The 12,246-nt window shown below is 65.2% G+C and carries 8 protein-coding genes; 2 read left to right on the top strand and 6 right to left on the bottom strand.

The genetic code is table 11. The features are described from left to right. Nucleotide 1: 1 nt before the first annotated feature. Nucleotides 2-1,222 carry a cytochrome P450 gene (locus A6F65_RS03610; protein ID WP_067786076.1) on the bottom strand — a complete coding sequence of 407 codons (1,221 nt, stop codon included), beginning with the start codon at nt 1,220-1,222 and terminating at the stop codon, nt 2-4. Between the two features lie 89 nt (nt 1,223-1,311). On the opposite strand from A6F65_RS03610, the gene A6F65_RS03605 reads away from it, so the two are divergent. Further along, entirely contained in the window at nt 1,312-1,950 is a 639-nt protein-coding gene (locus A6F65_RS03605; RefSeq protein ID WP_157093039.1) for a DUF3617 family protein, read from the top strand. Between the two features lie 104 nt (nt 1,951-2,054). Then, nucleotides 2,055-2,474 (top strand): response regulator, encoded by a 420-nt coding sequence (locus A6F65_RS03600; protein WP_083989189.1) that lies wholly within the window; start codon nt 2,055-2,057, stop codon nt 2,472-2,474. On the opposite strand, the gene A6F65_RS03595 is transcribed toward A6F65_RS03600, so the two are convergent. From A6F65_RS03595 to A6F65_RS13165, 5 genes are all read right to left on the bottom strand, one after another. After that, the gene (locus tag A6F65_RS03595) at nt 2,471-5,875 is read right to left on the bottom strand and encodes a chemotaxis protein CheB (protein WP_067786072.1); all 3,405 of its coding nucleotides are present in this window, start codon (nt 5,873-5,875) and stop codon (nt 2,471-2,473) included. The two genes, A6F65_RS03600 and A6F65_RS03595, sit on opposite strands and share 4 nt — an antisense overlap. Next, nucleotides 5,872-6,432: a PAS domain-containing protein gene (locus tag A6F65_RS03590; RefSeq protein WP_067786070.1), complete on the bottom strand. Its 561-nt coding sequence runs from the start codon at nt 6,430-6,432 to the stop codon at nt 5,872-5,874. Before A6F65_RS03590 ends, A6F65_RS03595 begins: the two co-directional genes overlap by 4 nt. A 153-nt stretch (nt 6,433-6,585) precedes the next feature. Further along, complete coding sequence (locus tag A6F65_RS03585) at nt 6,586-9,942, bottom strand: error-prone DNA polymerase (protein ID WP_067786064.1); 3,357 nt, start codon at nt 9,940-9,942, stop codon at nt 6,586-6,588. 7 nt (nt 9,943-9,949) lie between these two features. Then, on the bottom strand, nt 9,950-11,428 hold the full coding sequence (locus A6F65_RS03580; RefSeq protein WP_257784267.1) for a Y-family DNA polymerase: 1,479 nt from the start codon (nt 11,426-11,428) through the stop codon (nt 9,950-9,952). A 19-nt stretch (nt 11,429-11,447) separates the two neighbouring features. Then, nucleotides 11,448-12,194 carry an ImuA family protein gene (locus A6F65_RS13165; RefSeq protein WP_237164878.1) on the bottom strand — a complete coding sequence of 249 codons (747 nt, stop codon included), beginning with the start codon at nt 12,192-12,194 and terminating at the stop codon, nt 11,448-11,450. Nucleotides 12,195-12,246 lie beyond the last annotated feature (52 nt).

Below are 12,246 nucleotides of genomic sequence, written 5' to 3'. Positions count from 1 at the left end.
TTCAGGCCACGCCGGCCGGATCGGCGAGAAGCACCGTCCCGCCCACGGGACGCAGCGAGAAGTTCGAAACGCAGGAAAGGCCAGCGGCGGGATTTGGCCGCAGTTGTGCTTTTTCCAGGATCGCCGCAATCATCGTCGACAGCACGCGCCGCGCAAAACCCGTGCCGATGCAGCCGCGCGGACCCGCCCCGAATGGCAGCATGTCCTGCGACACGGACACGCGCTTTCCGGCCGTCAGGAATCGCTCGGGCCGGAAGCAGTCGGGCATTTCCCAATGGTCGCGGTGCCGGTGCATTGCCGAGAAACTGATCCCGACATTCTGCCCGGCCGGTATCACCTTGTCGGCCCATGCAAAGTCGCGCAGCGCCACGCGCGTCGTGAACGGGATCGGCGGATAAAGCCGCAGCGTTTCCTGCAGCACGGCCTCTATGATGCGCTTTTGCGGGTCGCGCCGGATCGCCTGCTGCAGGTCGGGGTGATGCGCCAGCAGCCACAGGGCCCAGGCCAGCGTCGCCGCACTGTTGTCATGTCCGGCATCGAGCATGACGTGCAGCGACGCGAGCGCGAAACGGTATTCTTCGGTGTCGCGCCGCAATGAGGGCGCTGCCTCGCGAATGTATCGCAGCGCCAGCGCATGCAGGGCGTCGTTACGCTCCACCAGCGTCGCGCTGGCGGGCTGGGCATGGATCGTCGCCGCAGCTGTTTCGACATCGTCATCCACCTGCGAAGGCGGCCCTCCCCGGCCAAGGAATGCCCGCCAGAACGCATCGAGCGTGAGGCGGCGGGCATCGAGCAGGAGATCGACATTCGCGCCAGCTGTATCGAGCCAACCCGCGACGATCCTGGCGGACAATTCACGCACGATCTCCTGTCGCTGCGCCTCTGGCAGTTGGCGCTGCAAGCCAAGGCAGTGCGCGCGCGATTCCATCGGGCGGTCATGCGCTGGCTTGGGATAGCCTTCGCTCAGCATCCGGGTGACCAGCGGCAGCTGTTCAAATGTGCCGGAGCGTTCATTGAGGATGGCGAAGGCAAATGCCGGATCGGAAATCACGCGGAGTTGCCGCGATCCCTCGCCAATGGTCACCTCCGGCCGGGAGAAGATCGTCTCAGGGATGAAGGCCTCAGGGGATTGCAGGATGCGCAGCAGGTTCACCTTGCCCTGAGGCAAGCCAGCCTGGAACTGCAGGCGTGGCGGCTCCCAGTCATCTGCCATGGCAACCATGTTCAGCCCCCGCCTGCGCGCCTGAGCGCTAGCAATTCCCGTTCCTCGCCGCTTGGCATTTGTGACTGGGAAATCCAAGGTGTCCGGTAATGCCGGACCAAAAATCCATTCGGACGGCTCACACGTCAGGGAGGAAGCCGCTGGCTCTCATGCAAGGCAAATCACGAAGGCGCGAAGCCTTGGGGCTGGCTGCGGCGGCGCTGCTTCTGTGCGGCTGCCAAGGGGAGGACCCGACGGCAAAGCCGGCCGAGCAGGCGTTCGAGGAGGCCATGCTTGCGCCCTTGCCGGATGACGCCATCCCGATCACCAGCCTGTTCGAGCGGCCCGGTCGTTACATCGTCGAATCGGAGATCGGCGAGATCCGCTTCGAAGGCATGTCGGCAGCAAACCGGCAGGTGGCGGAGGCCTATTATGCAAAACTAGGCCGCGTTCCGGTCGAGATCTGTTTGTCAGAAAAGGATCTCAGCGGCGACACGGCCGCAGTCTTCCAGAATCTTGCAGGCTCCGAATGCGAGCTGCGTGTCCATGCGATGGAGAACGGCGAGGGCCGATCAGGCAGTGTTTGCAGCGGCCCGCTCGGTGACACTTTCCACATCGCCTCCCCCACGAACCGGCCGGGTGAGGGTGAGGTGACCGAGATCCATGCAGCTGGCGATGGCGGCTACGCGGTCGTGCAATGGAACGCCGCGGTAAGATATATGGGACCATGCGGCAGCGAACCTGGCTGACGGGTTGCAGCGGATCGGGATTGCCGCCTTGCGCAGCAGGGCACTCTTTTGCGGGAACATCACGGTTACTCGGGCTTTTACCCCGATAACACGACGGAATCCCTATGCTTTCAGCACTGAACACTATCAAGATGGAGGTCCAGCCCATCACCTGCGCAGGCCAGTCGCGAAAGGTCCTTGTCGTTGAAGACGAGGCGCTGATCCTGATGGATCTGTCGATGGCGCTGGAGGTGGCAGGATACCGCGTGACGGGCGAGGCGCTGTCGCTTGGCGACGCACGCCGCCTGCTAAAGAGCGAAAAGCCCGAAGTCGCCGTGCTCGACATCAACGTCGGTAACGAGACCGTGTGGCCCCTGGCCCGCGAGCTCGCCGGGCAGGGAATCGCACTCGTATTTGTAAGCGCGAACCTGCATCATGAGCAGCTGCGCGATGAATTTGCCGGATGGCCGCGGCTGGAAAAGCCGGTCGAATGCGCGAAGCTGGTGACGGCAATCGAAGCCGCCACCACGCAGGCGAAGACCTAAAGCGCGAACTTCAGGCTACGCTTGAAGCCCTGCTTGGTCTTCTTACCGCTGACTTCACCATTCAGCTGCCGGGTCGTCACTTCGACCAGCTTGGTACCGAAGCCGGAATCGCTGCCGCCAGCGCCCTCCCCGCCGGTCTCGCGCCAGCTTAGCTCCAGCTCCTCGCCCTCGTGCGTCCAGCCAATCGCCAGCTTGCCAGACGGGAGCGACAGGGCGCCGTATTTCGTCGCATTGGTGGTCCATTCGTAAAGGATCATGGCGACCGAGGTGAGCCGCTTTACCGGGATCTCCACCTCGGGCCCGTCGACGGTGACATCCTGCTCACCCATCGATGGCTCCAGGACTGTCATCACCAGGTCGCGCAGCGACACGCTATCGCTGGTCAGCTGCGAATTGGACGTCAGCGCATGCGAGCGGCCAAGCGCATAGATGCGAGAGCGCAGCGCCTCGGCGAATTCATCGAGGTCGGTGGACTCGCGGCGAACCAGCATCACCATCGCCGCGATGATCGCGAACAGGTTCTTCACCCGGTGGTTCATCTCGCGCAGCAGCAGCTCGCGTTCTTCAAGCAGCTGCCGCTCGGCCGTGATGTCATAAGTCACGCCGATGAACTTCCTGGTATCGCCATTGATAATGCGGCGCCCCAGACCATGCAGCCAGCGGTGCCCGCCTTCGCGCAAGGGGATGCGGAAGGTCTCGTCGAAGTCCATCGTGCCGTCCATCGCGCGCCGCAGGGCGGCATTGATCCGGTCGCGGTCTTCGCCGGACATCCGGGCAAGGATCGGCTCCATCCGGTCGCCCTCATCCTCACCCAGGTCCAGCAGCGACCGCTCTGTCGCATCCAGCACCGTGATGTCGGAGGACGGTTCGTATTCCCAGATACCGACCTTGGCGACTTCGAGGGCCAGGCGCAGGCGTTCGCGTTCCTCGCGCAGCTCCCGTTCCAGCCGCAGGGCCTCCGTCACGTCGGTAAATACCAGTGTGGCGCCTTCGATCGTCCCGTCCATGCGGCGATAAGGGATGATGCGGGCAATATAGTCCGAATCCCCATCGGTCGCAGCGGTGCGATATTGCGTGGTCTGCCCGTCGGATGCTGCCGTCATGGCCGCCATGAGGTAATCGTTGCTGTCCAGCTTGGTCGGCAAGTCGCTCAGCGGACGGCCGATATCGCGCTTGTCGATCGGGAAGACATCCATCGCTGCATCGGTGAAGCTGCGCAGGTTCATCTCGGCATCGACCACCAGCACGATCAGTTCGGTCGTATCGAAGAAGTTCTTGATGTCCGCATTGGCCACGGTGACCTGGTCGACCTTGGTCTTCAGCTCGTCATTGACGGTCGTCAGCTCCTCGTTGGTGGACTGGAGCTCCTCGTTCATCGACATCATTTCTTCGTTGGAGCTCTTAAGCTCCTCGTTCGTGGTCTCCAGCTCCTCCACCGTGGAACGCAAGCGGTAACGCGTGTTCTGCAGCTCCTCTTCCAGGAACTGCAATTGCCCCTCACCCGGATCGAATTCGTCCGCCTCGTCGACATCGAAGGGTTCCAGCTGGCCGGTCTCCTTGATGACGATGAGGTATCCGCCGGAATCGACCGGTTCGCACAGAACCGAAACCTCGATCTTCCCGAATTCGGTCGTGATCTCCAGCCCGCGCGAGACCGTTCGGTTCTGCCCTTCCACCGTCTTGCGCAGCAGCGGGCCCACGGCTTCACGAAGGCCCGGCCTTGCCAGCGTCGGTACGTGCAGGTTGCGCTCGTTTCGATCGGGGAATTCCAGGAACTTGCCGGCAGCGCCCCATTTCTGCAGCAGCAGGCCTTCCTCATCGACCAGAAAACTGACCGGGGCGTAACGTTCCGCAACCCGGCGAAGCGCGGCAATTTCCGTCGAACCTGAGGGGATGTCCTCCTGTTCAGCACTGGCACTTACGCGCTGGCGGCGGCGGGCATAGACCGGCGTGGTCTGGTGGCCGATCTGCAGCGAGTACTGGCTTTTCACATTCTTGCGGCGGAAAATCTTGGCGCGCTGGTCCACCGTATCGAACAGGTCCTCGAACCGGCCGATACCTTCGGACGTGCCCAGGAACAGGTAGCCGCTGTCGCGCAGCGCGAAGTGGAACAGGGGCAGCACCTGCTTCTGCAGCACATCGTCGAAATAGATCAGCAGGTTTCGGCAGGACACCAGGCTGATCTTCGAAAAGGGCGGATCGCGTACGAGGTTATGCAGGCTGAAGCGCACCATGTCGCGGATCTGCGGCACCATGCTGAAAGTGTCGGGGTTACCGATGACGTAGCGGTGCTGGTATTCGACCGGGATGTCCGCCAGCGCGGAAAGCGGATATGTCGCGCTGCGGGCGATATCGAGCATCTTGTCATCGATGTCGGTCGCAAAAATCTGTATGTAGGGCCGCTTCTCCTGCTGCCGCATGGCCTCGGCGAACAGGATGGCGATGGTGTAGGCCTCTTCTCCGCTGGATGCCCCGGCCACCCAGATGCGGATTTCCTGTCCGTCGCGCGCTTCTGTCACAAGCTTTTCGATCGCCTGCTTTTGCAGCGCACCGAATTCGTCTTCGTCACGAAAGAACTGCGTCACGTTGATCAGCAGGTCCTGGAACAGCGCCCGGCATTCGTCCTCGTCGGAACGGATGCGCGCGACGTAATCCGCCGCATTGTCGATCGAGAGGACCTGCATGCGCCGCGCGACACGGCGGGTCATCGTCGTACGTTTGTAGCGCGAGAAGTCATGGCCCACCGCCTCGCGAAGGACTTCGCACAGGTCGTCGATATGGTCGGTGACCGCTGCGGCTTCATTGACCCTGTTCGATTGTCCCGAACGGCTGAAGAAATCGCGCAATGTCTCGATGATGCTGGCCGGCTCTGCCACGATGTCGACGAGGCCGGTGCTGATGGCGGAGACGGGCATCCCGTCATAGCGCGCTGTGGCGGGATCCTGCGCAATGGCGAGGCCGCCGTTTTCCTTGATGGCGCGCAGGCCGCGGCTGCCATCCGCGCCCGTGCCCGAAAGGATAACGCAAGCGGCCATGTCCTCGCAGGCTGTGGCCAGGCTTTCGAAGAAGTCGTCGATCGGCCTGCGCTGCCCGCGCGGATCGGAAAATTCGGTCAGGACCAATATGCCATCCTCGATGGCGAGGCCGTGACCGGGCGGGATCACGTAAACGCTGTCGGCCTTCAGCTCCTCCCCGCCTTCCGCCTGGCGCACATCCATCTTCGTGTAACGCTCGATCAGCTGCGCCATCAGCGACTCATGTGTCGGATCGAGGTGCGGCACGACCACGAATGCCAGGCCCGTATCCTCGGAATAGGCCTGGAATACCTCGCGCAGGGCTTCCAGCCCGCCGGCCGAAGCCCCGACACCCACGACCGGAACAGTGGTTGCAGGGATGCTCATAGGTGGTCCTCTTGCGATGTAATCCGGTTGCGCGCGATGATGGAATGGCTGGAGGCCAGCGAATCGTATGTGCCCAGCATGACGATCCCATATTCTCCTGCAAGCTTGCCGAGGCTGAGAACGTCCTGCCTCAGTGCCGTATCGTAAATATCGGCCATGCGCTTGTCCTTGCCCGTGATGTCGAATTGCGAGCCGAGCGCGAAGGTAAACCTTCCGTCGATCCGCATCTTGGAAATGTAGACGAGATTGAGGAAGGGCCTGCCACCGCGCGACACATTGGGCACGATAAAGCGGCCTTCCTCCTGCGCTTCGTCCTTCATGAAGCTGCGGATGCGCGCCCGTACCGGCCCCGCGCCGCCCGCCGGCTGGAGGAAGCGGCAATTGCGGCCCAGCGCCTGCTGCGGATCATATCCCGTCATTCGCCGGAACGGTTCGTTGATTGCAATAAGCGGGGAATCCGGCAGCGTCATGTCCGCCAGCGTCAGCGAGACATTGCTGCGTTCGAAGGCGCTTTTCAGGCGCAAAACGGACGGCTTTGCCGTTTCCAGCCAGTGCACCGATTCCCTCCAAAGCCATGGCGCCCTGGATTATCCGCATTCTGCGTGTCTTTTCAACAGCATAGTGCGCAGGTGCGTTCAGCGGCAAACATACAACAGCCTGCTGGTGTCGCACAGGGTTTTTGCGAGTCTCGGCCGCGTTCCCCGGGCGCATCAATGGAAATCCCGCGATTTCGGGATCACGGACACATCGCGCGGGTGGCGCACGATATGCGCGCCCAGCGTGCAGGACAGCGGGCTTTTCACATGGTCGGCGCGCGCCATGTCCGGCTTCAGCATGTCGTCCGACAGCATGGAGAGCGATGCCGTCTCGTCATGGATGCGGGCCGCGACGACATGGATCACGTCCTCGTCCATCTGCACCGTGCCTTCCACCGCCATCAGCCGCGCGCCCATCACGATCTTGCGATGCGCCTCCATCACATCCGGCCAGATGACGAGGTTGGCGACGCCTGTCTCGTCCTCCAGCGTGATGAAGCATACGCCCTTGGCGCTGCCCGGCCGCTGGCGGATCAGCACCATGCCGGACACGCGCACCGCCTGGTTGAACCGGCAGGATCGCAGGGCGGATGCGGGGGTATATCCGCGCCCGGCATAATGCTCTCGCAAAAAGGCCATGGGGTGTGCCTTCAGCGACAGGCGCGTGGTCTGGTAATCGGCCACCACATGCTCGCTCAGCGGCATGGCAGGCAGCAGGACGGGCGTGTCCTCCCCCTCGTCGCGCTCCTCGGCATGGGTGAACAGCGGCAGGTCCGGCGCGTTCTTCAGCGCGCGGGCATCCCACAGCGCGGCGCGCCGGTCCTTGCCCATGGAGCGGAAGGCATCGGCAGCGGCCAGCAGCTGGATCGGCCGCGTGCCCAGCCGCGCGCGGGTGCGCAGCGACTCCACGTCCGTATAGGGCGTGCCGCGATGCGCCAGCAGGCGCGCCATGTCTGCCTCTGCCAGCCCGTCCACCTGGCGCAGGCCCAGCCGCAGCACCAGCTGGCGCTGCCCGCCCACCACCTGCCATTCCACGGTATTATCCCAGTCCGACAGGTTCACGTCCGGCGCCAGCACCTTCACCCCGTGCTCGCGCGCGCAGCGCACGATCTGCGCCGGGGCGTAAAAGCCCATGGGCTGCGAATTCAGCAGGCCGCAGGCGAAGATCGCCGGGTGATAATGCTTGATCCAGCTGGAGACGTAGACAATGTGCGCAAAGCTGGCGGCGTGGCTTTCTGGAAAGCCGTATTCGCCGAACCCCTCGATCTGGCTGAAGCAGCGTTCCGAGAACTCCGGATCGTATCCGCGCTTCACCATGCGGCCGACCAGCTTGTCCTTATGCGCCGTCACCCCGCCCCGGCTGCGGAAAGTGGCCATGGCTTTGCGCAACTGGTTCGCCTCCTGCGGGGTGAAGCGGGCGGCCACCATGGCGATCTTCATCGCCTGTTCCTGGAAGATCGGCACGCCCAGCGTCCGCTCCAGGATATTGCGCAATTCGTCCGGCGGGCCGTGTTCGGGCGCAGGCTCGGGGTAGAAGGGTTTCTCCCGCCCTTTGCGCCGTTTCAGGTAGGGGTGGACCATGTCCCCCTGGATGGGGCCGGGCCGCACGATCGCCACCTGGATGACAAGGTCGTAGAAGGTCTTGGGCCGCAGGCGCGGCAGCATGTTCATCTGCGCGCGGCTTTCCACCTGGAAAACACCCAGCGAATCCCCCTTCTGCAGCATGGCGTAGACCGCCTGGTCCTCCTGCTCGATACTCGCCAGCGTATGCGTCTCGCCGCAATGGGCCTGCAGCAGGTCGAAGCACTTGCGGATGCAGGTCAGCATGCCGAGCGCGAGGATATCGATCTTCATGATCCCCAGCGCCTCGATATCGTCCTTGTCCCATTCGATGAAACTGCGTTCCGGCATGGCGCCATTGCCGATCGGCACGACCTGCGTCAGCGGGCTCTTGGTCAGGATGAAGCCGCCGACATGCTGGCCCAGGTGGCGCGGCTTGCCGATCAGCTGGTTGGCCAGTTTCAGCACGCGCCGCAGGTGCGGGTCGGACAGGTTCAGCCCGGCTTCCTCCTCCAGCCGGTGGTAATCGACCTCCGTCCCCCAGCTGCCCCACACCGTGCCCGCGATGGCGCTGGTCACATCTTCGGACAGGCCCATCACCTTGCCCACTTCGCGGATCGCCATGCGCGGGCGGTAATGCACGATGGTGGCGCACAGGCCCGCCTTGTCGCGGCCATAGCGGTTGTAGATGTGCTGGATCACCTCCTCGCGCCGCTCATGCTCGAAATCGACATCGATATCGGGCGGCTCGCGCCGTTCTTCGGAAATGAAGCGTTCGAACAGCAGCTCGGTTGTCGCCGGGTCCACGGCGGTGATTTCCAGGCAGTAGCAGACCGCGCTGTTGGCCGCAGAGCCGCGCCCCTGGCACAGGATGCCGATGGAGCGGGCGTGCTGCACGATCTCGTAAATGGTGATGAAATAGCGCGCGATGTCCATCTTCGCGATCAGGGCCAGCTCGTGCCGGATGGCGGCATCCACCTTGGCCGGTACGCCGCCCGGATACCGCCGCGCCGCGCCCGCCCATGCCAGCTCGCTCAGGTGATCGTCCGGCGATGCGCCTTCGGGCAGGTCGGCTTCGGGATATTCGTAGCGCAGCTGGCCAAGGTCGAAGTGGATGGCATCGGCAATGGCGCGCGTCTGGGCGATGGCATGCGGCCATGCGCTGAACAGGCGCTGCATTTCCTGCGGGCTCTTCAGGTGCCGCTCGCCATTCGCCTCCAGCAGCGTGCCGGCATCCTTCAGCAGGCATTTCTCACGAATGCAGGCCATCACGTCCGCCAGCGGGCGGCAGGACGGATCGTGATACAGCACGTCATTGGTTGTCACGATCTGCAGGCCGTGGCCGCGCGCCAGCCGGTCCAACCGGTTGATCCGCGCCCGGTCGTCCCCGCGATACAGCCAGCTGGCGGCGATATGGCTGATGGCGGGAAGCCGCTCCACCAGCGCGGCAAGGTCCCCTGCAAAGCTATCGAGGTCCGGTGGGGGGATGGCGATCAGCACGACCTCGTGCTCCGGCTGCCCGACAGCCTGCGCCACCATGTCCAGCGTCAGGTCACAGGCGCCCTTGTCCTGCCACACCCCGTCGCGGTCATGCATCTTGGAGGCAGACAGCATTTCGGTAAGGCGGCCATAGCCATCGCGCGTCCTGGGATAGGCCAGGAACTCGCGTTCCGGCTCCTCCTCGTCCGCCGCCGTCACCAGCCGGCAGCCTGCCAGCGGGCGCTGCGCCACATTGCGCATCTCGCTCCAGTGACGGACCAGGCCAGCCATGGAATTGCGGTCCGCAACGCCCAGCGCATCATACCCCATCAGGTACGCCGCCTCGGCATAATCCACCGCGTCCGACACGCCGCGCAGGAAGGAGAAACAGCTCGCCAGACCCAGCTCGACATAGGCCGAAGGGGGATGGCGATGGCGGCGGGCATCGGGGGCGATGGTCCGCTTGGCCGGGGTGAGCGGGGCGTCGGGCATGGCGGGCTCAGGCGTCCAGCCCGTGGACGAACCAGCGCGTCACATCGCCGCGCCCGTCACCCGCCACGCCTTCGCGGTACAACCAGTAGCGGCGGCCCTCCGTATCCTCGACATGGTAGTAATCGCGCAGCCGCGCGCCCGCCCGCTCGCGCCACCATTCGGGCGCGATGCGTTCCGGACCGGAACTGCGCGTGATGTTGTGCATCCGGTGCCGCCAGCGAAAGCGCGCGGGCGGGCCATCGGGCACGGCGTGCATTACCTGCGTCTCCTCCGGATTGGGCAACAGGCGCAGCGGGCGAGGGGAATTGGGGGTGGCGGGATGGGGTACAGTCTCCTGCGCACCGGACACCGGCACCAGCACCTCGCCGCGTTCTGGCCAGTGGCTGCCCTTGCGCACCGGGCGCAGGACGGACCATTCGCCCAGCCGCGCCACCAGCCGGTCGATCATGCGGGCAAAGGCCATGTCGTCCTCGCCGTCCTCGCCGCCTTGGCCAGCCTCGTCCTGCACCAGCCCGGCCTGGCGCGCGCCCAGGCCTTCGCCGTCCACTGCCTCCAGCGTGGCGGCCTCTATCCCGAAGCCGGGGTCGATGGCGTCCAGCTTGCCATCGAACAGCGCGGCGAGATGCGCCGCATCGCGCGTGGCGCGGCTGGTGCGGGCCTCCACGCCGTGCGTCTCCCCGTCCACGCGGTATGCGGTGAAAACCACGGCGCGCGCGCCGCTGCCGGCCTTTTCCAGCATGGCGCACAGATCGCCGCACAGGTCGCCGAGCACCTGTTCCAGTCCGGCGAGGTCACCTAAGGGTTCCGCCATGCGCCGCGCCGCGCGCATCGGCGGGCGCAGGGCGTGGGAGACGAGCAGCTCGCGCTGGCGGCCCGTTGCCTGGTCCAGCCGCAGCACGGGGTTGGACGCCAGCTTCTCCACCCGGCGGAAACGGCGCACCAGCGCATCGCGCGGCACATCGGCCAGCGCGCCCACGGTCTTGATGCCAAGGCGGCGCAGCAGCAGCACGGTGGGGCCGTCCAGCCGCAGCGCGTGGACCGGCAGCGGGGCGAGCTGCCGCGCAATCGCATCCTCCGGGCAGGGGGCAGGCTGCTTGCCGCCATAGCGGGCCAGCGCCCATGCTGCGCCGATGGTGGGGGCAATGGCGACCCGCGCGGTCAGGCCCGCAGCGCCCAGCGCCCGGCGCATGTCGCGCGCCATCGCCGCCTCCCCGCCGTGCAGGTGATCGGAGCCGGTGCTGTCCAGCAGCAGGCCATCCGCCCCGTCCGCCCCGTCCACCTGGCTCCACGGGCACCAGCGGCGCACCCAGGCGCAAAGCCGCGCCAGGTCGGCCACGTCGGCCTGTTCCTCGGCATCCTCTACCTGCAGGCTGGGCAGCAGCGATCGCATGTCCGTGACGCGCGCGCCCACGCCGATATCCTGCAGCGCGGCGGCGCGGTTCACCGCATGGACGACGGGGCCGTGCGTGCCTTCGCGCGCCAGCACCAGTGGCAGCTCGGGCGTATCATCCTTCGTTGGCGGCGCGGCGGGCGCCGAACCAGGAAGGACCTGCCCCTCGCTGCGGAATCCTCGCCTGCTGTGCCAGCGCTGGATCGCGAAATGCGGGAACCAGATCGAGACGATGCGCCGCCCGGTCATAGCTGGCATCCCACAGGCCGGGCCGCATGTCGCGCCCGCGGAACAGTTCCACCTGCCAGCACGGTTCGCCCGGCGCGGAAGGATCGTAGGGGTTGGGCGCGGAGGGGGCGGAGCGCACCGTCCAGCGCTGCCGCGCCGCCGACAGATCCGGCGAGGCGTTGAAGCGCAGCAGGAAGACCTGCACACCCTGCCGCCGGGCGCGCATGGCCAGCCGCTTGGTCGCGGTAAAATCCAGCGCGCGCGGATTGCCCCACACTTCCCCGATAATGGCGGAAAGCGAAGCACATCTCAGGCCTTCCTCCATCGTCCAGAGCAATTGCGCGGTATTGCGCGAACATACCAGCGCCAGCTGCGCCGGGTCGTGGCCATAGCGTTGGCAGCCAAGGCCGAAGGGACGGCCCGTTTCCAGCTGCGCCATGCGTTCCTGCACCCAGAGAATACGCCCGCCGCGCGGCACCTGCGCGAGGGCGAAACCGGCCACGCCCAGATCGCGGAAATCGGCAAAGGCCTCCGCCAGCCCGGGAGGCAGGGCGAGGCCTGCCAGCGGCGCAGCGGCCGCATCGGGTCCATTGGGGTCCGCATCGGGCGGGTCGAGAATCGCATTGCTGTTCACTATATGTTCCATAGTAGTTTTACCACCATGGCAGAGTCAACATGGCCCCGGT

The organism is Paraurantiacibacter namhicola (assembly GCF_001687545.1).
Taxonomy (GTDB): Bacteria; Pseudomonadota; Alphaproteobacteria; order Sphingomonadales; family Sphingomonadaceae; genus Paraurantiacibacter; species Paraurantiacibacter namhicola.
Note: the sequence above shows the minus strand (reverse complement) of the source record. Positions and strands in the feature narration are given on the sequence as shown.